At 58.4% G+C, this 22,141-nt stretch carries 24 protein-coding genes and 1 pseudogene; 12 read left to right on the top strand and 13 right to left on the bottom strand.

The features are described 5' to 3' along the window. Positions 1–72 precede the first annotated feature (72 nt). Complete coding sequence (locus J2Y86_RS06875; protein ID WP_008030819.1) at positions 73–474, bottom strand: hypothetical protein; 402 nt, start codon at positions 472–474, stop codon at positions 73–75. Positions 475–897: 423 nt separating this feature from the next. Here J2Y86_RS06875 and J2Y86_RS06870 point away from each other — a divergent pair, with 423 nt between their 5' ends. Further along, entirely contained in the window at positions 898–2,574 is a 1,677-nt protein-coding gene (locus J2Y86_RS06870) for an MFS transporter (protein ID WP_253429087.1), read from the top strand. Between the two features lie 477 nt (positions 2,575–3,051). Further along, positions 3,052–3,894 carry a helix-turn-helix transcriptional regulator gene (locus J2Y86_RS06865; protein ID WP_253429085.1) on the top strand — a complete coding sequence of 281 codons (843 nt, stop codon included), beginning with the start codon at positions 3,052–3,054 and terminating at the stop codon, positions 3,892–3,894. A gap of 60 nt (positions 3,895–3,954) precedes the next feature. Here J2Y86_RS06865 and J2Y86_RS06860 read toward each other — a convergent pair whose 3' ends face one another. Beyond that, a complete protein-coding gene (locus J2Y86_RS06860) occupies positions 3,955–4,464 on the bottom strand; it encodes a YkgB family protein (protein ID WP_253429083.1) in 510 nt (169 codons plus the stop codon). A 176-nt stretch (positions 4,465–4,640) separates the two neighbouring features. Continuing rightward, positions 4,641–5,207 carry a cupin gene (locus J2Y86_RS06855; protein WP_253429080.1) on the bottom strand — a complete coding sequence of 189 codons (567 nt, stop codon included), beginning with the start codon at positions 5,205–5,207 and terminating at the stop codon, positions 4,641–4,643. Between the two features lie 222 nt (positions 5,208–5,429). Between J2Y86_RS06855 and J2Y86_RS06850 the strand changes: the two genes are divergently transcribed. After that, positions 5,430–5,885, top strand: a complete 456-nt coding sequence (locus J2Y86_RS06850) for a hypothetical protein (RefSeq protein WP_253429078.1) — start codon at positions 5,430–5,432, stop codon at positions 5,883–5,885. 95 nt (positions 5,886–5,980) lie between these two features. On the opposite strand, the gene J2Y86_RS06845 is transcribed toward J2Y86_RS06850, so the two are convergent. Further along, a complete protein-coding gene (locus J2Y86_RS06845; RefSeq protein ID WP_253429076.1) occupies positions 5,981–7,579 on the bottom strand; it encodes a winged helix-turn-helix domain-containing protein in 1,599 nt (532 codons plus the stop codon). Between the two features lie 250 nt (positions 7,580–7,829). After that, positions 7,830–8,231 carry a hypothetical protein gene (locus tag J2Y86_RS06840; protein WP_253429074.1) on the bottom strand — a complete coding sequence of 134 codons (402 nt, stop codon included), beginning with the start codon at positions 8,229–8,231 and terminating at the stop codon, positions 7,830–7,832. A 218-nt stretch (positions 8,232–8,449) separates the two neighbouring features. On the opposite strand from J2Y86_RS06840, the gene J2Y86_RS06835 reads away from it, so the two are divergent. Together J2Y86_RS06835 and J2Y86_RS06830 are read left to right on the top strand one after the other, a co-directional pair. Continuing rightward, positions 8,450–9,259, top strand: a complete 810-nt coding sequence (locus J2Y86_RS06835) for a DUF2235 domain-containing protein (RefSeq protein ID WP_253429072.1) — start codon at positions 8,450–8,452, stop codon at positions 9,257–9,259. Further along, the gene (locus J2Y86_RS06830; protein ID WP_253429070.1) at positions 9,259–9,909 is read left to right on the top strand and encodes a DUF2931 family protein; all 651 of its coding nucleotides are present in this window, start codon (positions 9,259–9,261) and stop codon (positions 9,907–9,909) included. Before J2Y86_RS06835 ends, J2Y86_RS06830 begins: the two co-directional genes overlap by 1 nt. A 64-nt stretch (positions 9,910–9,973) precedes the next feature. Here the strand turns inward: J2Y86_RS06830 and J2Y86_RS06825 are convergent, their stop codons facing one another. Beyond that, a complete protein-coding gene (locus J2Y86_RS06825; protein ID WP_253429068.1) occupies positions 9,974–10,666 on the bottom strand; it encodes an RES family NAD+ phosphorylase in 693 nt (230 codons plus the stop codon). Further along, on the bottom strand, positions 10,660–11,064 hold the full coding sequence (locus J2Y86_RS06820; RefSeq protein WP_017338284.1) for an antitoxin Xre-like helix-turn-helix domain-containing protein: 405 nt from the start codon (positions 11,062–11,064) through the stop codon (positions 10,660–10,662). The genes J2Y86_RS06825 and J2Y86_RS06820 overlap by 7 nt, the downstream gene beginning before the upstream one ends. A gap of 131 nt (positions 11,065–11,195) precedes the next feature. On the opposite strand from J2Y86_RS06820, the gene J2Y86_RS06815 reads away from it, so the two are divergent. Continuing rightward, positions 11,196–11,588 (top strand): GFA family protein, encoded by a 393-nt coding sequence (locus tag J2Y86_RS06815; protein ID WP_253429066.1) that lies wholly within the window; start codon positions 11,196–11,198, stop codon positions 11,586–11,588. Between the two features lie 57 nt (positions 11,589–11,645). Here the strand turns inward: J2Y86_RS06815 and J2Y86_RS06810 are convergent, their stop codons facing one another. Beyond that, positions 11,646–12,494, bottom strand: a complete 849-nt coding sequence (locus tag J2Y86_RS06810; RefSeq protein ID WP_253429064.1) for a hypothetical protein — start codon at positions 12,492–12,494, stop codon at positions 11,646–11,648. A 118-nt stretch (positions 12,495–12,612) separates the two neighbouring features. Next, positions 12,613–13,791, bottom strand: a complete 1,179-nt coding sequence (locus J2Y86_RS06805; protein WP_253429062.1) for a GGDEF domain-containing protein — start codon at positions 13,789–13,791, stop codon at positions 12,613–12,615. A 207-nt stretch (positions 13,792–13,998) separates the two neighbouring features. Here J2Y86_RS06805 and J2Y86_RS06800 point away from each other — a divergent pair, with 207 nt between their 5' ends. Then, on the top strand, positions 13,999–14,613 hold the full coding sequence (locus J2Y86_RS06800; protein WP_253429060.1) for a dihydrofolate reductase family protein: 615 nt from the start codon (positions 13,999–14,001) through the stop codon (positions 14,611–14,613). An 83-nt stretch (positions 14,614–14,696) separates the two neighbouring features. Further along, complete coding sequence (locus tag J2Y86_RS06795; RefSeq protein ID WP_253429058.1) at positions 14,697–15,176, top strand: VOC family protein; 480 nt, start codon at positions 14,697–14,699, stop codon at positions 15,174–15,176. A 70-nt stretch (positions 15,177–15,246) separates the two neighbouring features. On the opposite strand, the gene J2Y86_RS06790 is transcribed toward J2Y86_RS06795, so the two are convergent. Together J2Y86_RS06790 and J2Y86_RS06785 are read right to left on the bottom strand one after the other, a co-directional pair. Next, a complete protein-coding gene (locus J2Y86_RS06790) occupies positions 15,247–16,224 on the bottom strand; it encodes a hypothetical protein (RefSeq protein ID WP_253429056.1) in 978 nt (325 codons plus the stop codon). A 137-nt stretch (positions 16,225–16,361) separates the two neighbouring features. Next, positions 16,362–17,279: a LysR substrate-binding domain-containing protein gene (locus J2Y86_RS06785; RefSeq protein ID WP_253429054.1), complete on the bottom strand. Its 918-nt coding sequence runs from the start codon at positions 17,277–17,279 to the stop codon at positions 16,362–16,364. Positions 17,280–17,629: 350 nt separating this feature from the next. Between J2Y86_RS06785 and J2Y86_RS06780 the strand changes: the two genes are divergently transcribed. From J2Y86_RS06780 to J2Y86_RS06760, 4 genes are all read left to right on the top strand, one after another. After that, positions 17,630–18,082: an Ohr family peroxiredoxin gene (locus J2Y86_RS06780; protein WP_253429052.1), complete on the top strand. Its 453-nt coding sequence runs from the start codon at positions 17,630–17,632 to the stop codon at positions 18,080–18,082. 137 nt (positions 18,083–18,219) lie between these two features. Further along, entirely contained in the window at positions 18,220–19,542 is a 1,323-nt protein-coding gene (locus J2Y86_RS06775) for an epoxide hydrolase family protein (protein ID WP_253429050.1), read from the top strand. A gap of 267 nt (positions 19,543–19,809) precedes the next feature. Continuing rightward, positions 19,810–20,262: an Ohr family peroxiredoxin gene (locus J2Y86_RS06765; protein WP_253429048.1), complete on the top strand. Its 453-nt coding sequence runs from the start codon at positions 19,810–19,812 to the stop codon at positions 20,260–20,262. Positions 20,263–20,425: 163 nt separating this feature from the next. Next, on the top strand, positions 20,426–20,884 hold the full coding sequence (locus J2Y86_RS06760; protein ID WP_253429046.1) for a MarR family winged helix-turn-helix transcriptional regulator: 459 nt from the start codon (positions 20,426–20,428) through the stop codon (positions 20,882–20,884). Positions 20,885–20,923: 39 nt separating this feature from the next. Here J2Y86_RS06760 and J2Y86_RS06755 read toward each other — a convergent pair whose 3' ends face one another. Further along, positions 20,924–21,595 (bottom strand): class I SAM-dependent methyltransferase, encoded by a 672-nt coding sequence (locus J2Y86_RS06755; protein WP_253429044.1) that lies wholly within the window; start codon positions 21,593–21,595, stop codon positions 20,924–20,926. A 117-nt stretch (positions 21,596–21,712) separates the two neighbouring features. Then, positions 21,713–22,128, bottom strand: a pseudogene (locus J2Y86_RS06750) (hypothetical protein). Positions 22,129–22,141: the final 13 nt, after the last annotated feature.

The raw sequence follows: 22,141 nt of genomic DNA, 5'->3' as shown, positions 1-22,141 counted from the left end.
TTAATTTGTCCACGAAAAAGCCCGGCGGGTCAGGCCGGGCTTTTTGTTGAGTACCGCGGTAAGGCTATTCATTCATACAGCGCGGCTTTCGATCAGGCGGTCGGAACCACCTTCAGCGACGCGGTTTTCGATCAGACGGTCAGAGCCACCTTCAGCGACGCGGTTTTCGATCAGACGATCGGAACCACCTTCAGCGACGCGGTTTTCGATCAGACGGTCAGAACCACCTTCAGCGACGCGGTTTTCGATCAAACGATCCGAACCACCTTCAGCCACACGATTCTCGATCAAACGATCCGAACCACCTTCAGCCACACGATTCTCGATTAGACGATCCGAACCACCCTCAGCCACACGACTTTCAATCAGACGATCCGAGCCGCCTTCAGCGACAACCGGGTGAGCAGAAGAAGCGGCGAAAGCGTTAACTGCAAAAACCGAGAAAGCGATGCTGAGGAAGAGTTGGCGTTTCATGATGGTGTGCTCCGGGGTGTAGTTGTTTGGTATGGGGCTGATGTTACGCCGCGGATTTTTTAAGAGAACTTCATTGAGTTGATGGTGACTATCGACGTTGGCAATGGTTCTCGGACTCCCTGTTTTTGCGGTGTCGGGGCACGCTGCTGTCGGGGGTGAAACCTTGCGGAACGAGCGGCGGGGGCGCCCGTTTGCAGGCACCGGGCAATCGTTGCTGCGTGTCTGTCGAGGTCAAAGCAGGGTGGCGAGTGGATATCTGCGCGAAGGTGATTATGCTTCAGGAAACCTTGCAGCGATGTGAGGCGGTCAGCCTGTTGCCAGGCTTCATGAAATCCGTAGTCCGATGACTTCAGCCCAGGGCCTGGGTGCGGCAGTGTCAGTGAGGTGCTCCGGCCTACAACAAGAGCAAGACGGAGAAGACTCATGGCCGCAATCGACAACACCACCACGGGCAACGTGCCCAACCACGGGGTCACCAAGGAGGAGCGCAAGGTCATCTTCGCCTCGTCCTTGGGCACCGTATTCGAATGGTACGACTTCTATCTATACGGCTCTCTCGCCGCGATCATCGCCAAACACTTTTTCGCCGGCGTCAACGAAACCACGTCCTTCATCTTCGCGCTGCTCGCGTTCGCGGCGGGGTTTGCCGTGCGGCCCTTCGGCGCGATTGTGTTCGGCCGACTGGGCGACATGATCGGGCGCAAGCACACCTTCCTGATCACTATCGTCATCATGGGTATCTCCACCGCCATCGTCGGTTTTCTGCCCGGCTACGCGACCATCGGTGTGGCGGCGCCGATCATCCTGATCACCCTGCGCCTGCTGCAAGGCCTGGCCCTGGGCGGTGAATACGGCGGGGCGGCGACCTACGTGGCCGAGCATGCGCCGAAGGGCCGGCGCGGTTATTTCACCTCGTGGATTCAAACCACCGCGACCCTCGGTCTGTTCCTGTCGCTGCTGGTGATCCTCGCCTGTCGCACGATCCTCGGCACCGAAGCCTTCGAGGCCTGGGGCTGGCGGATACCGTTCCTGCTGTCGATCCTGCTGCTTATCATCTCGGTGTACATCCGTCTGCAACTCAGTGAGTCGCCGGTGTTCCTGAAGATGAAGGCCGAGGGCAAGGCGTCCAAGGCGCCGCTGACCGAATCCTTTGCCCGCTGGGACAACCTGAAAATCGTGATCATGGCTTTGCTCGGAGGTACTGCTGGCCAGGCTGTCGTCTGGTACACCGGGCAGTTCTATGCGCTGTTCTTCCTGCTGCAGACGTTGAAGATCGACGCGCAGACCGCCAACTTGCTGATCGCCGGCTCGCTGCTGATCGGCACGCCGTTCTTCGTCATATTCGGCAGCCTGTCCGACCGTATCGGGCGCAAGGGCATCATCATGGCCGGCTGCATACTGGCGGCGGTGACCTACTTTCCGATCTTCCACGCGTTGACCCAGTACGGTAACCCCGACGTGTTCATCGCCCAGGAGAAGAATCCGGTGACGGTGGTCGCTGATCCAGACCAGTGCTCGTTCCAGTTCGACCCGGTGGGTAAGGCCAGATTCACCAGTTCCTGCGACCTTGCCAAGACGGTGCTGGCGAAACGGGCCATTCCTTATAAAAACGAGAAGGCTGAGCCGGGCACCGTCGCGCAGGTTCGTATCGGCGACAAGGTGATCCCGAGCTTCGAAGGCACCGGCATGCCGGCCGCCGACTTCAAGGCTCGCAACGACGCCTTCGTCGCCACCCTCGGCACTGCCCTCAAGGATGCCGGTTATCCCGAGAAGGCTGACCCGGCCAAGACCAATTACCCGATGGTGTTGTTGCTGCTGACCATCCTGGTGATCTACGTGACCATGGTTTACGGCCCGATCGCTGCGTGGCTGGTGGAACTGTTCCCGGCGCGCATCCGCTACACCTCGATGTCGCTGCCGTATCACATCGGCAACGGCTGGTTCGGCGGCTTCCTGCCGACGGTGGCCTTTGCGATGGTCGCGGCTACGGGGGATATCTACTACGGGTTGTGGTATCCGATCGTTATTGCGGTGATGACGGCCATACTCGGCATATTCTTCCTGCCGGAAACCAAGGATCGGGAAATTCATCACACTTAGGGTTGTGTCCGAGAAAGCCCGGCGATATGGGGTTGGGTGGGGGTATATCCGTTTTTGCGGTAACGGCGGCTATTGGTTCCGCCCTTACCGCGGGTTACCTGGAAAAGCGCCAAGTAACCAAGCGCTTTTGTCCCTTTCGTTCGGTGGCTCGCTAAGGCTCGCCATGGTCCTGCTCCGTGGGCCTGCCGCCATCGGCCATCCATGCCGAGAACCTCCACTCGGTCTCTCGAGGGGGCGACCACCGCCACCGCACCGCGAGGCGGCCTACCGGCCGGCCTGGCTCTTTGGGTATACGCATCCCCTGTGGGAGCTGGCTTGCCAGCGATGGTCGTTAACGATAACGCGTACTGTCTGATTGAACGCGGTGTCTGGACGTCCATCGCTGGCAAGCCAGCTCCCACAGGGAAACGCGTTCAGGCGGGCCGCAAGTCGTAAGTGATAGGATCAAACGTCTGTAACTCGCCAAGAGATTTGCCCATGGATCGCTTGTCTACGTTGTTCTCGCAGTTCGGCGTACGCGCACACCTGTTTTATAACGGCAGGCTTTGCGGTATGGCGTCGTACGATGGCGCCGACCAGCGTGGTCATTTTCATCTGCTGCAAGCCGGTAGCGTCACGTTGCGCGGGGGGGAGCGCAAAGATTCGCTGTTGACCCGGCCCAGCCTGATTTTTCTGCCACGCCCAAGCCGGTATCAACTGCTCGCCGGTGAACCCGAGGGGGCTCAACTCTTGTGTGCGTCGATGGTGTTCGAAGGCGGGATCGATAACCCGTTGTCGGCTTCGTTACCCGATTGCCTGGTGTTGTCCCTGGAAGAGTTACCACTGCTGGCGGATACGCTGCGATGGATGTTCGTTGAGGCGGCCGCCGGGCATTGTGGCCGGGAAGCAGCGCTGGATCGTCTGTTCGAATTACTGATCATCCTGCTGTTTCGACACCTGCTCGATCAAAACCAACTGCGTACCGGAATGATGGCCGGGCTGGCCGATTCGCGGCTGGCGCGCTCGCTGGTACAACTGCACAACGCACCTCAACGAGCCTGGTCGGTTGCGGAGCTGGCGAGCGAGTCGAACATGTCGCGTGCGGCCTATGCCGCGCATTTCCGTGTCGTTATAGGGCAGACACCTGCGGATTATCTGTTGAGCTGGCGTATCAGCCTGGCGCAGAAGCGTTTGCGTGAAGGCCGGCCGATCACGTTGATCGCCGCCGAGGTCGGTTATGAAAGTCCTTCGGCACTTGCTCGCGCATTTCGTCGCAAGACAGGCTACAGCCCTCGGGACTGGATGAAAGATGTGACAGGAGAGGGGGCAGAACTTTCTTGAGGGGGCATGGCCTGAACACATCGAATTGCTTCAGGCCATCCCGAGGGAGGAATCATCGGTTCAACGGTTTTCCAGCGTGGTCAAAGAGTGGCCGGCCACGAAAATGGAAGCGAAGAGCAACCCGATGTCTTTCAGGAGAAACTGGCCCGGCGCAACCGAAATGGCGGGGAAACCGAGGCCCGGTTCAATCACGCCCGGTGTCGAGAACATAAAGCTCAGGGTCGTGAAAAACAGGCCGGCTGACAACGCGCCACCGATCAATGACAGTTTGGGTGACAGCAGTCGACCTGCAATGAGCGCACCGATCGAGACTTCCAGAATGCCGAGCAGACTGGAGAAGGTATCCGCACTGAAAATGTTGTAGACCCAACCCAGGAAAGGACTGTTGCTCACCAGCGGAACCAGGCCTTGCGCTTCGTAGTGAGTGAACTTCATGCCACCGAACCAGAAGTAGATAACGGCGAGGGCAAAGTACGCACCGTAGGTTCCAATTGCTGTGGTTTTGATCCCGAGCGATGATTTTCCGGAGGCGGTGCTGGTTTCGTAGTTTTCGATGCTTACGGTTTTCATGATTCAGGCTTCCAATAGTGGGGTGGCGATACCTTTCACAACCCAGCGCTGTGTACGCTGGGAGTGGGGATAGTGTTGCCTTTGATCACACGCTATTGGGTTCTGAACGTATTGCGTCCGATGCAGATCGTCTTGACTCGTTGCAGGAGTTGAAAGAGCAGGGCGGCTTCGAAAACTCAGGTGTCCCGGGTTTTTTGGAAGGTTCGCTGTTCATTCAGGCAATCTGCCCAGTGTTGACTTACCGCACCATCCTCGCCCTGCACCGGATCGCGCTCGGGAAATGGCAGCCTGTCGATGCTCGCCTGTTGCTCAGCGCTTGGCGCCTCGCGGCAAATATCGGCGTGCTGCCCGGGCGGGTAGGCGCCGACTACCAGGAAATCGTTGCTCGAGTCGAGGTTGCAGTGGCCGGTTCCCGCTGGCAGCAACACTACATCACCTGCACTGACGTCCAGCACATGACCGTCTGGACCGCCTAGCATCAAGCGCGCATGACCGCTGGCAATGCCAAGCACTTCATGACCTTTGGTGTGATAGTGGTGGAAGTCGTAGATCCCGTAACGCCATTGCGGTGGCCAGCCATTGGCCCTGAACGTTTTCTCGAACAGCGCCGCCGGATCGCTGCCATCGACGGCAATTGCCTTGGGGTAGACGAGCACCGGCAGGCGCGGGTTATTGGGCACCCAGCCGTTGGCTTCGAGCAGCAGGGTTTGCGCGGGGGTGGGTAGGGAATGCGAGCGGGCCATGGGAGGATCTCCGGAACGGTTAACGCTGATTCCGGTGTGACCAACGTCCCGGTATCGAATTCGGTCCGGCAGACGAACAGTCTCAGGATGTTCGCGCTCGCGAGTCGACGCTAATCCTCTCGCGGAGGTGGCCAGGCTTGCTTTACCATTCAGGCCCACCTGCTCAAGTGGCACGCGAGCCGATGTTTGCGCGCCGTATTCAAATGGAAGGATTCCTGCGTCATGTCCAATTCGTTGTTCCGCAAGCTCGCCTTTTCCAGCCTTCTCGTACTTGCTGGTTGCGCCACGTCGACTCCAAATTTTCCGACACCCGTCAAGTCCAAGGCCATTGAAGCCTTCACCGATATCTGCCTGAAGACCGCGCCAACTTTCGCTGGGTCGGCCGAAGCAGCCAAGCGTTATGGCATCGATGACTTGCAGGACATGGGCTTCACCCGTATCGGTTTTACCAGTGACAAAAACCTTGCGGTTCAGTTGTCTGAAAAGGAATGTGTGGTTACCACGCCGAATCAACCGGACGACAGTCTTACCCGGCAATTGCTGAGCGCTGCACAACCTTATTCGCAAACGACCGTTGCGGATCGGGTGCCATCGAAGGTTCGGATTCAGGGTGGTAATTTTATTCTTCAGCATGATCGTAAGGGGGGTGAGGCTTACGTGTTGTTGCGTAATAACTGAGTGGTGGTTTTGGACTGGGGTTTGGGTACATATCCGTTACCGAAGCAACGGATATACACCCAAGCGCGAAACCAGCATCAACCGTCGCACCACGCTCACTCGGCCAACCCGGCCAACCGCAGCCCCTGCGCAAAACGTGCAAGATCCTCAGGCCGCTGGATAGGCAACCAATCCCTCAAGTTGGAAATACGCAACGACGGATCCAGCTCATGCAGGCGCAGAATCGCCTCCTTCGCCTTGTCCATCCGCCCGCTGAGCGCATGACTGGCCGCCACGAGAGCCACAGAAGGCAGCAGGGTAGGCAGGTTCCTCAATGCCTTTTCCGCCCAGTCCGTCGCACAGTCGAAGCGTCCGGCAAAGAAATGCGCAAGGGCTATGCCCACCTGCATCCTGAACATTTCCGGATCCAGCGGACTCAAGCGAACGGCATGGTTCAGGTTCTCGATGGCGGCGTCTGTTTCACCGCGCAATGCACGCAAAATACCGCCCAGATACCAGGCCGGGGCGAGGTTGGGATTGAGCAGGCGTGCCCTGTCGAGCAGGGCAATGCCGCCATCGAGGTCGCCGGTGAGATGGGCCAGTGCATGTCCGCTTCTCGTCAACGCCACCGCATCGTCACGACCGAGTGTCATGGCCAGACGCGCAAGCCGCGCGCCTTCGGCGATCTCTCGGGGTCGGTCCGTCATCCAGCCATTCAACTTGCGCCAGAAATGACACCACGCCGCCGTGCCATAGGCCGATGCAAACTCCGGGTCGAGCTCGATGGCTTTGTAGAACAAGGACAGCGCTTCCTCGATGGCTTCCCGTGTGCCGCTGTGCAGTTTCGCCATGCCACGCAGGTAATAGTCGTAGGCGCACAGGCTTTCCGTCGGCTTGCGCTTGGCCCGCTCGATTTCCGCCCGCTCGAGCTGCGGCGCGATAGCGCCGACGACGCTTTCAGCGATCTGATCCTGCAACTCGAAAATGTCGTGGAGCGTGCCTTCGAAACGTTCCGCCCAGAGATGCGTCCCGGTCGTTGCATCAATCAGTTGCCCGGTGAGGCGTACCCGGTCACCGGACCTGCGCACGCTGCCTTCCAGCACGTAACGCACGCCGAGCTCCTGGCTGACGCCCTTGACGTCCACCGCCCGGCCTTTGTACGTGAAGCTTGAATTGCGCGCGATGACGAACAGCCAGCGAATACGCGACAGGGCGGCGATGATGTCTTCAACCACGCCGTCGGCGAAGTAATCCTGTTCCGGATCACCGCTCAGGTTCTGGAACGGCAGGACGGTGATCGAGGGTTTGTCCGGAAGGGAGAGGGGATAGGGGGCGGGTTCATTCGGGTCCACGGGCACGCGTGCGCCGAAACCCTGGCCGTCAGGCTGTGTTGCCCCTGCGGTTTCGCCATCCTCGACCTCGCCGATGAAGCGGTAACCCTTGCGGGCGACCGTGCGAACCAGGCGCTGTTCCTCGCCGGTATCGCCGATGGCCTTGCGCACCGCATTGATGTGGCTGGTGATCGTCGATTCCGAAACGACCCGGCCGCTCCACACCGCCTTGAGCAGATCGTCCTTGCTGACGACGCGATCGCGGTGGCTGACGAGCTGCAGCAATAAATCGAAGACCTGTGGCCCGATGGGCACGACTTGCCCGCGCGAGGTGAGTTCCCGGCGCTCTTGATCGAGCACATAGTCTTCAAACACGAATGGCAAGGCGAGTATCCCCTGGTCGAGCGGGTGATTAGTACGAGAAGCCAATAATACGGCAGCGCGTAACCGGCTGCATCGTCGAGCAGGGATGACATTCAAACGGCGGTTTTTTTTGGACGAGAAACCAGGCTGGTCGGTATCAGGATCGGGCTGGTGCGATACGCGAAGGGGCGTGCTGAGGATTCACTTCAAAAGAAAAAGCCCGGCTGATCAGGCTGGGCTTCTTGTTGAGTACTTCGATCAAGCCATTCATTCATACAGCGCGGCTTTCGATCAGGCGGTCAGAACCACCTTCGGCAACGCGGTTTTCGATCAGACGGTCGGAACCACCTTCGGCGACGCGGTTTTCGATCAGACGGTCGGAGCCACCTTCGGCGACGCGGTTTTCGATCAGGCGGTCGGAACCACCTTCGGCGACGCGGTTTTCGATCAGGCGGTCGGAGCCACCTTCAGCGACGCGGTTTTCGATCAAGCGATCCGAACCACCTTCAGCCACACGATTCTCGATCAGACGATCCGAACCACCCTCAGCCACACGGCTTTCAATCAGACGATCCGAGCCGCCTTCAGCGACAACCGGCTGAGCAGAAGAAGCGGCGAAAGCGTTAACTGCAAAAACCGAGAAAGCGATGCTGAGGAAGAGTTGGCGTTTCATGAGTGTGTGCTCCGGGGTGTAGTTGTTTGGTATGGAGGCGATGTTACGCCGCAGAATTTTTAAGAGAACTTCATTGAATTAATGGTGACCATTGACGAAACCAATAGATGGACGAGGCCCATGTCGTCCGAGTGATGGCACCTGGCTAAGCGTTGCTTGATTGGATCCACAGTGGCACCCTCAGCGCCCGTTGCACCAAGGAGCCTGGTGATCAAGGAATGAGTGGATACGTACCCAACCCCCCGAAAAACTTCCGCTACGACGAAGCCAAACCCGTCGACATCCACGCCAAGCGCTGGGCCGAGTACGAGAAATACGGCAAGGCACCGGCGGCGGCGAAGGAAAAAGTCAGAGTTGCGTTGCGCATTGGCGTGTTCTTCGATGGGACGCTGAACAATGCGGGTAACTCGGCGTCAGGATTATTGTGCGGCGCCCATCACCCGATTCGCCCGGAAGACGTCGATGCGAGCTGCAAGCCGTATATGGCGGATCCGGAGGGGAGTTATGGGAATGATGTGAGTAATGTTTTCAAGCTGTATGAGCTCTATCCGACAGCGGAAGTAGCCGGAAACGATGCGTCATCCAAACTCGTACAGCGCAGTCTCTACGTAGACGGGATCGGCACCGATGCGGGCGCTGAAGACAGCATGGGCGCCGCGGCGACCGGGCGAGGAGACGCAGGCGTAGCGGGGAAGGTACAAAAAGCGTTTGTCGCCATGAAAGCACTGATCAAGGAAGCAATCGATCGCAATCCTGACGGTGAGATTACATCGCTCACATTCGACACCTTCGGGTTCAGTCGAGGCGCCGCCGCTGCCCGACATTTCGCCAATGAAATCGTACGTTGCAAACTAGGGCCTCTGGGCGAAGTGCTCCGCAACAACCCCAAGGGGTTCAGCTCCAGTTTCGATGCCCGGTACAACAGCGAAATCATCATGGGGTTCATTCGCTATACCAACGCACCAACTGAGAGTGGAGTACGTGTGCGCCATCCTCATGTGCCGGACTCTAGCTGGAGAGTGCTTTGATGCGTGCTTTGGTTTTATTACTTGGCCTGTGGCTGGTGACTGGGTGTCAGGCTTCGGACACCCTCTCAAAAAGCGAGCTCACCAGGAAATGGTGGAGTCTCAGCTTCAACCAGCCGAATTACATGAAAGTTTGGGTCGAAGACAGCCAGGTCGAAGACATCAACGGCAAATTATTACGCCGAACAGGTGGTGGAACGGCTGCAGGAAATGAGCCGGAAGACGGCACGGAGTCCGCGCGGGGATGGGGACAGATTACGGGAGGAATCCGGGAAGTCGTGGGAGCGGATTTGCCAAAACGTATCTATGTTCGCTGGCAGTCTGTAGTGGAGTCAAAAACCTATCGGGTCTGGATCGATATGCCTGAGGAAGCTCGGCAAATCATGCGGGCAACAGTGAACGAGCCTTGCCCGACGACGCCGGACGAACCTGCCGGTACGATTGCATTGGTCTACGTAGGCCTCGCACCTGGAGGGATTGCGCAGGTTTGGGTATCGGACAAATGCATGAAGCCCGTAAAAGTCGCGCGTGCCCAAGCAGAAATAGAACCCTTGGGACCCCACCTCGGAAAATCCGGTGGCAACTATTACCCGTTGTCCGACGAGTCCAAACGCTACGTCGAACAATTCGGCATCCCCTACGGCAGCTGGTAATCATCACCGCACAAAAAAAACGGGCGCCTATCAAGGCGCCCGTTTTCATTCCCGCATTACGCCGTCATGCTTCACTGATCTGACTGACACTCGTCACCTGCCCATTCCAGATCATCTCGTAATGCGCCGCCTGAATAACCGATAAAACCGGCTTCGGCGTCATCAACGCCCAGCAATGACTGCCGTGCATGCGCACCGAGTTATAACGAAGCCCGGGGCAACCTGCCTCTTTGACCAACTTCCCCAAACGCCGGGAATGCGTGTAATCGTCCGGATCATAAACAGGGTCGGTCATCGCAATGGACGTCGCATCCTTCATCCCTGCATCCACAAAAGAGCAGGACAACCCCCGGAAAACGAACCGCTCATAGTTCAGGTCTGGCACGTTCGACCAGTACAGACTCTGGTGATGTTTCACTTCGGCCAATGCCGTTTCCAGTGTGTCCGCCAGGTACAGCACCCCGAAACGGCCATCGCTGAACCGCGAACCCGCGGGGTTGACGTGGGTGAATGGTGCTGTGGCGTAAGAGCAGCCCGGAATACCGAACGGGATGTCACTGCGCGGGATCAACTCAAGGCGACCCACTTCATTTTTCAACCTGGGATTGGTGAGTTCCTGGATCTGATACAGCACCTCGAACTCGTCCGCGTCGGCGACGTCATCAAACAGCGCCACCGGTGGGAACTTGGAATTGACCAGTCGATAGGCCTGCAATGGCTCACCGGCAAGTTCTACCAGTTCGCTCAGCCTCACCATTGCGCACCACGCAGCACGTCGATGCGGCGGAAGGTTTCATACAAGGAAATCATGTCGCCCTGAGCCATGATCTCGAGCGGCGAGCGACCGTTGAAGAATTCGTTATCGTTGGCCATCGAAGGGAAGCCGTAGACGTTCTCCGGGTTATCGAACACCAGGCGCAAGGCGGCGTGGATATTGAGGACAAAACTGATGCGCTGCATCTGGTCCGCGTCCAGCGCGACGGCCCAGTCGGGATCGAGCTGCCGTGCGCGGGTGTAGGTGCTGCGGGAAATGCGCAGGATACGGCAAGCCTGATCGCTGGACGCTCCCCACTTTTCGAGGATGCCGACAGCGGCACGCAGGCCCGTTACACACTGGCGCTTGCTAAAGGCTTGTTGCTGGAGGGCAACGGCCATGTTTAATACCTCTTTTTGAATCCATAGATTCAAAAGTAGGTAAAAAGCGTCTATAGAGCAAGTTCGTGGCGACCAGTGGAGGCTGCTATCGTTACTAACCTTCCGAGCGCATAAATGAGAGGAGGCGCAGCATGGACCGATTGACCGGTGGTTGCCTGTGCGGCAACGTCCGAATTGAAGCGTCGGGACGCCCTTACCGGGTCGGCCTATGCCACTGCCTCGACTGCCGCAAACATCATGGCGCGCTGTTTCACGCTTCCGCGATATTCCCCCAGGACGCGGTGACGATCACCGGCGAAACACGCGACTACGCCGGGCGGTTTTTCTGTCCGCGCTGCGGCTCTTCGGTTTTTGCCCGCACTGACGATGAAATCGAAGTGAACCTGGGATCACTGGATGCGCCCGACCAACTGACGCCCACTTACGAAAGCTGGATCACCCGTCGCGAGTCCTGGTTGCCGCCGTTTCCGCTCACGAGACGATACGCGCGCGACCGCGAAGGCACGGGGCGTTTTGAGGAGTAGGGCGGCTTCACACCAATGTCAGGACCGCATCGCCAACACGCCTGCGTTCAACCGATGTCACGACGTCAACGATTGCAGCTTCTTCAGGATCTCGGCGCTTGGATCAGCATTCTTGGCTGCGCTGGATTGTTCGCTGTCGGATCCGTCCGTCACGATACCCGCGAGGATTTCAGCCAGGTTGTGAAAGTGCCCGGTCTTCTTCTCGGCAGGGTCCGCGCCACCGCTCTGATTCAATGCCGCTTCCAGCGACAAATGCTGGGACAGCCACTCAGGGGTGGCTTTTTCTTCAGGACTCATGTTGTCCATGAACGCCAGCGCCGCCGTGGCGCGACCGAAAGGGTCATTGATGAACGGGTCTTTCCAGTTTTTTTGCTGGTCCGCCGGGCCGCTGTAATAACCGGTGGCGAGCCGGGCTTGCTGGCGCATCAACGCTTGCGCCGAGGCTTGTTCCTGCGCGGTGAACTTGCCGCCCTGATTGGTGGCGACGGCGTTCAGCGAACGTCGGTCCAGATCGCCCATCAACGCATTACGGTCTTCATCGCTGCCGGTATACGGCTTGCCGCTGGCAGTCATCAGTGCGTATTTTTCGTCCATGCGCTTGCGGGCATCAGCGGCCACTTCGGCAAACGTCTTGTCCTTGGAACTGGAGATCGCACCAGGCTTGGAGACGCCCAGAACAAGTGCATCGGCGTTCATCCCCGAACGCACCGGGAAGAACGGCGCGTTACCCGCGATCGAGTTGCTGTACTCGGTAGAGGTACTGGACAGGCTCACTGAGTCATTGTTCTGCGGCTTGGCCTGATCATCTTGAGCGACGCGTTTTTGCGCATCGGCCGCAGCCTTTGCATCGACGGCAGAGGTGTAGGCAGACATCGCCGCATTCGTTGAAGTTGAAGCAATGATCATTGTTCTTCCTTGACGAGGAGGGGCCAGGCGGCCGCATTGAGACGATTAATGTCGGACAAGGTACGCTGAAATTGTGAACCTGGCATTTCCATGTATCAACGATGCAACAAATGGCCTATCAACGGGCCTGCTGCAGGTCGTTGCTCGCGACGGTCCGGTCCACCAGGCGGATGCGGTCGCGTCCGCCACGCTTGGATTCATAGAGTGCGGTGTCGCCTTGCTCGATCAATGCCGCCAGACTCGCTGGCGGCTGGTCAAACAGGTTGGCACCCATGCTCAGGGTGACCGGTTCAGGTGTGGCGAATGTCTGTGAGGCGGTGTGGTGAAACTGCTCACGCAGTGTGTTGCCCAGTTCCACGATTCGCTCACTCGATGTGTTATTCAACAGAATGACGAACTCGTCACCGCCCAACCGCGCGGCCAGCGCACCTTCTGGCAGCACCGAACGAATCATCTCGCTCAGCGTGACTAGCAGCTGGTCACCGGCGGTATGGCCGTAGAGGTCGTTGACCAGTTTGAAGTTGTCGATATCGATCAGCAGCAGGGCGCCCGGTCGAGTGCTCGAGACATCGTCCAGCAGACGCGACGCCCGCACCTCGAGGGCGCGGCGGTTGTACAGGGCGGTCAACGGATCACGTGCGGCCAGTCGGGCGATCCGTTTCTCCCGTCGGTAGCGCTCGGTGCCGGTCATCGAGAGCGCGATCAACATGATCGCCATCGCACCCTCGACCAATGAAATCTGGATGATCTCGCCCCGAAAAGCCGCCAGATCGATCAGCGTGCCAGGAACGACAACCGATATCGCCTTGATGAAGTAGAACAGCCCGTGAGTCAGCAGCACATAACGCAGCTGCACCGCCCCCACGCTCAACGACTTGCCGTGGGGACGCAGGAGGAAGCTGGCCCTGAGCGTGGGCAGGGCCACAAGCAGCGAGTTGGCCACCAGCATGATCTTCGACCACGACGGTTCGTCGGGCAGCAACAGCATGGCAAGCCAGGCGACAAAGATCAGGTACCAGGCGCGAGAAAGACGCACCTGCGTGAAGCGCGCCACCCCCAGCAGGAAAAGCCAGTGGGCCGTCACCAACAGGCCGTTGGCGAACCAGATGCCGATCAGCAGAAGCCCGCTGCCGCGCAGCAATGCAAGTGTCGAGCCCACGGTGATCGTCGCAAACCCCGCGCTCCAGAACAGCAGCGAGGGTTCACGTATGCTGCGCCACTCCACCGCCAGATACAGCGCGGCAGCCGCTGCGAGGGCGATCGAGAGGGTCAGCATCGTTGGAGGGTCGAGCGCCATAGCCTGACTGGTTTGCCTGATTTGCGGTTAAGGGCTGTGATTGTAAGCGTTCGAGACGTTTTTTCGCAGGGCCCGTTATCTGGATATCGCACTGTCGATTTCGCCGTGCCTCGTTCGACTATGGGGCAGGGAAGGCCTCGCAAGGTCACTGTGATTGCCGGCCTTCCCTGCACCAGAACGTTCACCAAGACGAACCGGGAGAAGACCATGCGCACACTCACCGTTGCCGCTTTCATCAGTCTGGATGGCGTCATTCAAGCGCCCGGCGGGCCCGAAGAGGATCGCAGCGGCGAATTCCGCTTCGGTGGCTGGATCGTGCCCTACGCCGATGAAGCCACCGGCCAGGCCATTACGGATCTGTTCTCACAGCCGTTCGAGTTGCTGCTGGGGCGTCGCACCTACGACATCTTCGCGGCGTATTGGCCGCGCATTCATCACCACCCCATTGCAGACCCCTTCAATCAAGTACCCAAGCACGTGGCCACGCATCGAGCCGATACGCTTGAGTGGCACAACAGTCATGCGCTGAAGGGAAACCTTACCGATGGGATTCGTGCGCTCAAGCAGCAGGACGGCGCCCGGTTGTTGACGCAGGGCAGCGGCGATCTGGTGCGCCAACTGCTGGCAGCCGGGTTGGTGGACGAGCTTCGGCTGATGATTTTTCCCGTGGTGCTGGGGCGCGGCAAGCGTCTGTTCGACGACAACGCCCTGGCGTCGGCCTTCACTTTGACGCACTCGACCACCACGCCGGGCGGTGTACTGATCGCTCGCTACGAGCGCAGCGGCGAGGTGCGCACAGGAACCTTCGAAGATGTTGAGTAGCAAGCGTCGGAATTGGACGCCTTGATTTGCCTGACTGGCTGCTTGGCTAGAATGAAATGTCAGCCCATTGTTGGAGAAGCAAAATGACCAGTAAAAACACCATTTGTCTCTGGTACGACGGCGATGCACTGGAGGCCGCGACCTTCTACGCTCGCACCTTCCCGGACAGCGCGGTAGGCACTGTCCTTCACGCGCCCGGCGACTACCCGGCGGGCAAGCAGGGTGATGTCCTGACTGTCGAATTCACGGTGATGGGCATCCCGTGTCTCGGGCTGAACGGCGGGTCGGGGGTCAAGCACAACGAGGCCTTCTCGTTCCAGGTGGCCACCGACGACCAGGCCGAGACGGACCGCTTGTGGAACGCGATTGTCGGCAACGGCGGCCAGGAAAACGTCTGTGGCTGGTGCCAGGACAAGTGGGGACTGTCGTGGCAGATCACCCCGCGTGTCCTGACAGCGGCGATCAACCATCCCGATCGAGCGGCGGCCAAGCGCGCGTTCGACGCGATGATGACGATGGGAAAGATTGATGTTGCGGCGATTGAAGCAGCGGTTGCGGGTTAGTCCGTGGCACTCAGGGTCGGGAGCCTCGTGAGTTTTGCCGAGCGCACCCAACCCTCAACCCATTCCGCCCTTATTTCTTGCCGATCGTAGCCTGAGCTGGCGCCACAGCACTTACAGCATTTTTTTGAATTGAATTGGACTTTTCGAGGATGGCGTTAACTTCATCGCTACCCTTGTTTTTGGGTTTGCAGTCGATAAGGTCAAACGTGTAGCCGAGTTTTTCATCGGGTACCGCAATGGCCGCTCTGTCCTCTGACATGGGCGCTACGTTTACCCCCTTTGTATCCGGGAGACCGCAGTAGGTGGTGGGCAAATGGAATGAGGCGAAGGCGATTGCCTGTTTCAGTCGTGGTTCATAGAAATTCTTGCTGGCTATTTTTTCAGTGAGGCTCAGCAGAATGATCACAGCAAAAAACACGGCCACCAGCGCTGCCACGTCTCGTAGATTCGACCCGTTTTTTTTACCGTGCTTTTTCTGGCGAAAATCACGGTACAGGCTGCGGAAAAACAGAAAGACGATCACGGGCAAACTCACATACCCGAGCAACAACGACAAACTCAGGAACCAGATGGTTGGAGTCAGCAGGAAGGTGAGCAGTAATTGAGCGCCCGGCAAATCCTGGGGTGACAAACCCGTCAGCTCGGCAATCCCTGCGTCCGAATAGATTTTGGATACGGTGGCTACACCAATGGCTACAGCCCCCAGCAGAGCTTTCAACATCCCTCCGTAGTTCGAAACAATTCCCGGTATTTTCCAGTAGCAGCAAAGGTAAGTCAGTGCGGTAAGGCACGAAAGCGACAGTAATGCGATGCCTGTCATGGGGCTTGGCTTTATGCCAAGCAACGTCAAAGAACCCGCCGCGTACAGCGCGATGGTGCAAGCGACGAACGCAGTCAATGAGTACTCAGTTGCGGTCCATGCCTTTACTGCTTGAGTGTGGCGGTAATACCACCTGCGCTTCTCAAGTGAGCCGCGAACGTTGGCGGCGTAGCCGAAGAGTGCAGGCAGAAATCCAAAAGCAATAAGTAGTGTGAAGGCGGCGAGCATTGATTACCTCTATATCCGTATTGAGATGTCTTGTTCTTTATGGAAGCTGTAGCGAGTGCACGGGGACGTTCTGGCTACGCAGCAATGTATCGCCATCGCCGCTGATTTCTTGAACTTGAAAGGCCCTCGGCATTGACTCACCCCTTGGCCCGGTGACGCAGCCGCGAATAAGAAATCAGCATGCTGGTCAGTTCTTGTGTGACATGGCTGAACGGTGACATGCGACGGCTGATCAAGCACACCTCACGCGACTCCAGCGGCTCCCGAATCGAAATGCTGGTCAGCGCCGAGGAAAACAGCTTCATGCCGGGAAGCATGCCGGGCTCAACGGTCAGGTAATCCGTCTCGGAGATGATGTGCAGGATTTCCAGCAGCGATTCGGTGGTGATCGCGATCTTCGGAGGTGGCAAGCCCTGGGCCCTGAACAGCTCGATCAGATGGTTCTCCGCGCTACCCGCAACACCGGCCGGGCGGACGCTGATCCACTGGCAGTCAGCCAGTTCGCGCACTGAGCGAGCCGCCGCCAGGGGATGTCCCTTGCGCGCAATGACGCTGGTTTTCGAGTGGTAAAGGCGCTCAATGTGCAGGTCGATATCGCAGACATCGGGACTCAGGGGACACATCACAAAGTCGAGCCGGCCAGCGCGAATCATCTCGATCAGCCGCTTCGTCTTTCCACCGGCAACGTGTAGCTGCACCTTTGGAAAGCGGCGGGTAAAACTGCTGAAGACCGGCATCAGACACGCAGACAGTGGTTCTGCCGAGACACCCAATGCGATCTGACCTTCGGGCGTGGCATTCCATTGTCGGACGTCCAGTACAGCGCGATCGCAATCCAGGATGATCGAGCGTGCCCGGGTCAGGAACACCTTGCCGGCCAGGGTCAGGCTGATGCCTTGGTTGGAGCGCACCAACAAGGTGACCCCCAGTTCTCTTTCCAGACTTTGAATCGACTCTGTCAGCGTGCTCTGGGCAGCGTCCAGTGCTCGTGCTGCCGAACGAAAGCTGCCCATGTCGACAACCGAGCAGAACGCTCGCAGCTGGATCAGCTTCATGAAGCCGTGACCCAGTTGTTGCCGTTGTGGCCATGAAAAGCGTGATCGGAAGAGGTAGACATTGGCTGAATCTCCAAACGGCAAGGGCTGCGGCGGCTTGTTGTCGCAATCGATTAGATCGCATACGATTTATATTCAAGCAGAGACCCAGCGATGTCAAAGCCCATGCCGGGTCTTGGCGACGAGCGGTGATGTGATTTGCGAAGGGCAGAGGGCTGAACGGAAAAGCCGAAGGTGATCGGTTTTTCCGTTCTTCTCGGTGCTTGGTTGCACCTATAAAATCAGTCCCGTCAGGTAGTTACGTGTCATTTCTGCTATTTGGCTCTAATAAAAACCTCAAGGAATCACTGATGAGCAAAATCGAAAAAGTCCTGGTCACCGGCAAGACTCACACTAAGCTGAGCAGTTCCGGCAACACCTCACGCGGGCACAACGGCAACCTCGACATCGAACTCTCAACACCCGGGAGCGCCAAACCGGCCCACGTCTTCGTCGCCACCCAACCGCACCCGACGGCCGAGCAGTTGTTTGCCGGCGCATGGTCGGCCTGCTACATCGCAGCGCTCGGCCTGGCGGCCAAAGAGTTGAAGGTGACTATTCCCGCCGACGTGTCCGTCGATATCGAGATCGATCTGGGGCAAACCGGGAACGCTTACTTCCTGCAGGCCGGGCTCAATGTTCACCTGCCGGGCCTGCCTCATGAAGTCGCGACCGCTATCGCCCATGCAGCGGATCAGATTTGCCCGTACTCGAAGGCAACGCGCGGCAATATTGATGTTTATTTGAATGTCCAGACGGCGTGATTGAACGGGCTGCCTTGTCACTCGGCAAACTATAAAAACCTATTGATCAAAGTGCGTTGCAACGCCATCTGTAAATAACTTCCCCCGTGCTCAATCAAACAGGCGCTCTCGTGAGACTTCGTGCCTTAGGAGCCTGCATGCCAAAAAACATCAAACCACTTTCTCTAACCAGACGGAAATTCTGCGGTGCTGCAGCCGTGACCTGTGCTGTCGCACCGCTGGGATTACTCGGTTTCTCCATTAGGACTGACGCGATGACGAATACTTCATCAAAAACAAATAATGTTTCCACTGAAATACGCCCCTTTCACTTCATCGCCCCGGAGGCTGAACTTACAGAGTTGCGTAGACGCATAGACGCAACGAGATGGCCGGACAAGGAAACCGTCAATGATTCCTCTCAAGGCGTACAGCTCGCGACGATCCAGAAACTGGCCAGGCATTGGTCAACCAAATATGACTGGCGAGTAATTGAATCAAAGATAAATGCAGTCCCCAACTTCATCACGAACATTGATGGCCTGGATATCCATTTCATTCATGTCCGCTCAAAACACGAAAATGCGTTGCCACTGCTTATGGCCCACGGCTGGCCAGGTTCGGTGATCGAGTTGATGAAAGTCATCGGCCCACTCACCGATCCGACGGCGCACGGTGGCAATGCCTCCGATGCGTTCAGCCTGGTGATTCCGTCGATGCCGGGTTACGGCTTCTCGGAGAAACCGAAAGTGGCCGGCTGGAATCCCGAGCGTATCGCCGATGCCTACGTCGAGCTGATGAAACGCCTCGGATACACCCGATACGGGGCGCAAGGGGGGGATTGGGGTTCCATTGTTGTCGACTTGATGGCTGCCAAGGCGCCACCCGGCTTGATCGGCATTCATTCGAACATGCCTGGTGTCATCCCGCCTGACATTGATGCGGCACTGTTTCGTGGCGAGCCGATACCCAGCGGTCTTTCCGAGGAAGAGCAGCGAGCGGCTGAACAACTCGCCAATACCTACAAGCACATTGGCTACGCAATCATGATGGGTGACCGGCCTCAGTCGCTGACAGGCCTAACTGATTCACCGGTGGGTCTGGCGGCTTTCATGCTCGATCACGATCCCAAAAGCTACGAGATGATTGCGCGTTCCATTGACGGGCAACCGGAAGGCCTCACGCCCGATGACGTCCTCGACAACATCACGCTGTTCTGGCTGACCAACACGGCCGTTTCCTCGGGGCGGCTCTATTACGAGAACAAGTCGACTTTCTTCGCGGTCAAGGGCGTCAACATCCCGGTGGCGGTCAGCGTGTTTCCGGATGAGCTGTATGAGGCACCGAAAAGCTGGTCGCAGAAGGCCTATCCCAAACTTGTGCATTACAACAAGTTGCCCAAAGGTGGACACTTTGCTGCATGGGAGCAGCCGGCGCTTTTCTCGCAGGAAGTGCGGGTCGGGTTCAAGTCGCTGCGATAAGTGACAGGCCCACAGGCAGTGAACACCTGACTCTTGTCGTGTAGATGATCAGCTGGTTCGGGTCGTTATCGTGTTGCCGGCAGATCTGGCCGTCGACAGCGATCTCGAACTGGGCCAGACTGATCCCGCCTACCTCCTTCAGGCCCGACCGACCCTGCAATATCGACGTTGTCCTGAGCGCGATGAGGGCGTGATGTCTGGATGTGGTTCTTATATCGCGTGCGATACAAGCGCGTGCGTACAACTTGCAAACCTGAGGGAATGATCATGAGCAAGATCGAAAAAGTACTGGTCACCGGCAAAACCCACACCACCCACAGCAGCGCCGGCACCACGTCGCGCGGCCATAACGGCACCGTCGACATAACGCTATCGTCGCCCGGCGGCGGCAAACCGGAACACGAGTTCACCGCCGTCCAGCCGCACCCGAAAGCCGAGCAATTGTTCGCCGGGGCATGGTCAGCCTGCTACATGGCTTCGGTGGGGCTGGCCGCCCAGCAGATGAAATTGACACTGCCGGCCGATACGGCCGTCGACATCGAAGTCGATCTGGGCCAGACCGGTCCGGCCTATTTCCTGCAGGCCCGACTGACCCTGATCGTGCCGGGCCTGACCCAGGAAGTCGCGACCGAACTGGCCCATAACGCTGATCAAATGTGTCCTTACTCCAAGGCAACACGCGGCAACATTGACGTCGCCCTGAACGTCCGCACCGAGTAACGCACGACACGGCCGGCTCACCGGGTTCATCCCTGTCGACCGGCCGTCGGCTGCTACAGGTCTGAAACGCCCGCGTCGCACTCGTCGATGGTTGAAGCACTTCCGATATCATCGCATACGATGTACAGTTTCAGCCTTGCAAGACTGGCCAAAGAGAATGCCCATGAAAACCACCGACAAGACAGCCGCCCTCGACCTGAAGCTCTCTGAATTCCTGTGTTTTGCGGTCTATTCCTCCAACCTTGCGTTCGGCAAGGCTTACAAGCCAATGCTCGAACGGCTCGGACTGACCTACACGCAATACATCACCCTCGTTGCGCTGTGGGAGGAAGACAACCAGACCGTTGGCAGCCTCGGCGAAAAGCTGTTCCTGGAATCCAACACCCTCACGCCGATCCTGAAGAAGCTGGAGGCAATGGGGTATGTGCTGCGCCAGCGCGACCCGGAAGACGAACGCCAGGTGCGGATCAGCCTCACGAAAGAGGGGCGAAAACTGCGTGAAGGTCTCTCGGAAGATGGCTTCCCGCAAACCGGTCTTGACCCTGACGACTTCGTGCAAATGCAGAAGGCGATTGTGAAGTTGCGGGGCAATCTCATCCGTTCGACGAAAGAGCGGGAGTAAGAAGGCGCAGGTTAGAAGCGGGTTGTGCAGAATCGTTACTCACCCCCGTGGTTCGGCCACCAACAACAACGACTGCGGCACGGGGCTTTGCGGGTGTTGTGGCTCCTGCAAACTGACCAGCTGAAAACCCGCCATGTCCAGCGCATTGAGCCAGCTGGACAAGGTGCGCAAGTACCACGGCATTGGTTGCCACTGTCCCTTGAACCCGGTGAACGTCTCTTCCCGCCAGCCATCCTGATAGTCGCCGGCCGCTGCGGTCCACGGATGCAGCGTCTGGATGACCAGCGCACCACCCGGGGCGAGCAGGGCGTTCATGGCAGCGAGCAGCGGGATGATGTCCTGGTGCAGCAGTGCGAAGTTGGCGCAGATCAAGTCGTAGTCGCGGCCGATGTCCACCTGCGCCTCCGCCAATTCTCCATAGCTTGCCAGCTGCACCTGCGAAGAGCCCGCTGCCCGCGCCGCCTCGACCAGCGTCGCATCGCCATCCACACCGACCACCTCGATGCCCCGTTCAGCCAGCGCGCGCAACAGCCAGCCTTCGCCACACCCCAGGTCGAGCACGCGCTCGGGCTGGCGGCCTGTCACTGCCAGCACGATCGCCTGATCGGTCACCTTGAGGCGGCTTTCAATGGTGCCGGTGCGGATGGCTTCGATCCAGGCTTGGGCGTTGTGGTGCCAGCTCTGGAGGAGGGCGGATTCGGGGGCAGGCATGTCGATGTCCGGCGTGGGGAGTTGGATTCAAGCATAGGACAAAGGGCAGCCATCGCTTTGGGGCAGCTCTTGCCCCGCTCCGATACGCTGCCCCAAAACCGCTAATCGTCATCCGCGTTATGACAGGCGCGATTCCCGTGCCGCGCTGTTCAAGCGTTCATCCGCGACACCGATGCGCGAGAACACCAGCCACGCAAACAGCAGCACACTGCAACCAATCAGGACGGATGCGCCAGCTCGACCGACGCGAAGCCCTTGAGGCGCAGCGTCAGTGCGCCGAGCATCACCGGGACGCCCAGGTTGTACGTCCAGAACTGGGCTGCCGCCACGCGCCCTTCGGTGATGGACGGGTGCGCGGTGCCGATGATGCCGAACAGGGCCATCGACACCCATCCCAACAGATTGACATGGGCATGTACCGCGAACAGCGAGTGGTCGCCGGAAGCGCCCATCGCCACGCCCAGCATCACGCCAAGCGCAAAGTAGATCGCAGCGAGCCGAAACCAGGTCCGCGAACGGGGGTTGTGATTCATGGCATTCACCTCA

It is taken from the genome of Pseudomonas migulae (genome assembly GCF_024169315.1).
GTDB classification, from domain to species: Bacteria; Pseudomonadota; Gammaproteobacteria; order Pseudomonadales; family Pseudomonadaceae; genus Aquipseudomonas; species Aquipseudomonas migulae_B.
The sequence above is the reverse complement of the archived record's forward strand: the minus strand, read 5'-3'. Positions and strand labels throughout refer to the sequence as shown.

Bases quoted from the DNA above. Each gene is read 5' to 3' on its own strand.
- J2Y86_RS06875 (WP_008030819.1), bottom strand. From the start codon at position 474: ATGAAACGCCAACTCTTCCTCAGCATCGCTTTCTCGGTTTTTGCAGTT.
- J2Y86_RS06870 (WP_253429087.1), top strand. From the start codon at position 898: ATGGCCGCAATCGACAACACCACCACGGGCAACGTGCCCAACCACGGG.
- J2Y86_RS06865 (WP_253429085.1), top strand. From the start codon at position 3,052: ATGGATCGCTTGTCTACGTTGTTCTCGCAGTTCGGCGTACGCGCACAC.
- J2Y86_RS06860 (WP_253429083.1), bottom strand. From the start codon at position 4,464: ATGAAAACCGTAAGCATCGAAAACTACGAAACCAGCACCGCCTCCGGA.
- J2Y86_RS06855 (WP_253429080.1), bottom strand. From the start codon at position 5,207: ATGGCCCGCTCGCATTCCCTACCCACCCCCGCGCAAACCCTGCTGCTC.
- J2Y86_RS06850 (WP_253429078.1), top strand. From the start codon at position 5,430: ATGTCCAATTCGTTGTTCCGCAAGCTCGCCTTTTCCAGCCTTCTCGTA.
- J2Y86_RS06840 (WP_253429074.1), bottom strand. From the start codon at position 8,231: ATGAAACGCCAACTCTTCCTCAGCATCGCTTTCTCGGTTTTTGCAGTT.
- J2Y86_RS06835 (WP_253429072.1), top strand. From the start codon at position 8,450: ATGAGTGGATACGTACCCAACCCCCCGAAAAACTTCCGCTACGACGAA.
- J2Y86_RS06830 (WP_253429070.1), top strand. From the start codon at position 9,259: ATGCGTGCTTTGGTTTTATTACTTGGCCTGTGGCTGGTGACTGGGTGT.
- J2Y86_RS06825 (WP_253429068.1), bottom strand. From the start codon at position 10,666: ATGGTGAGGCTGAGCGAACTGGTAGAACTTGCCGGTGAGCCATTGCAG.
- J2Y86_RS06820 (WP_017338284.1), bottom strand. From the start codon at position 11,064: ATGGCCGTTGCCCTCCAGCAACAAGCCTTTAGCAAGCGCCAGTGTGTA.
- J2Y86_RS06815 (WP_253429066.1), top strand. From the start codon at position 11,196: ATGGACCGATTGACCGGTGGTTGCCTGTGCGGCAACGTCCGAATTGAA.
- J2Y86_RS06810 (WP_253429064.1), bottom strand. From the start codon at position 12,494: ATGATCATTGCTTCAACTTCAACGAATGCGGCGATGTCTGCCTACACC.
- J2Y86_RS06805 (WP_253429062.1), bottom strand. From the start codon at position 13,791: ATGGCGCTCGACCCTCCAACGATGCTGACCCTCTCGATCGCCCTCGCA.
- J2Y86_RS06800 (WP_253429060.1), top strand. From the start codon at position 13,999: ATGCGCACACTCACCGTTGCCGCTTTCATCAGTCTGGATGGCGTCATT.
- J2Y86_RS06795 (WP_253429058.1), top strand. From the start codon at position 14,697: ATGACCAGTAAAAACACCATTTGTCTCTGGTACGACGGCGATGCACTG.
- J2Y86_RS06790 (WP_253429056.1), bottom strand. From the start codon at position 16,224: ATGCTCGCCGCCTTCACACTACTTATTGCTTTTGGATTTCTGCCTGCA.
- J2Y86_RS06785 (WP_253429054.1), bottom strand. From the start codon at position 17,279: ATGAAGCTGATCCAGCTGCGAGCGTTCTGCTCGGTTGTCGACATGGGC.
- J2Y86_RS06780 (WP_253429052.1), top strand. From the start codon at position 17,630: ATGAGCAAAATCGAAAAAGTCCTGGTCACCGGCAAGACTCACACTAAG.
- J2Y86_RS06775 (WP_253429050.1), top strand. From the start codon at position 18,220: ATGCCAAAAAACATCAAACCACTTTCTCTAACCAGACGGAAATTCTGC.
- J2Y86_RS06765 (WP_253429048.1), top strand. From the start codon at position 19,810: ATGAGCAAGATCGAAAAAGTACTGGTCACCGGCAAAACCCACACCACC.
- J2Y86_RS06760 (WP_253429046.1), top strand. From the start codon at position 20,426: ATGAAAACCACCGACAAGACAGCCGCCCTCGACCTGAAGCTCTCTGAA.
- J2Y86_RS06755 (WP_253429044.1), bottom strand. From the start codon at position 21,595: ATGCCTGCCCCCGAATCCGCCCTCCTCCAGAGCTGGCACCACAACGCC.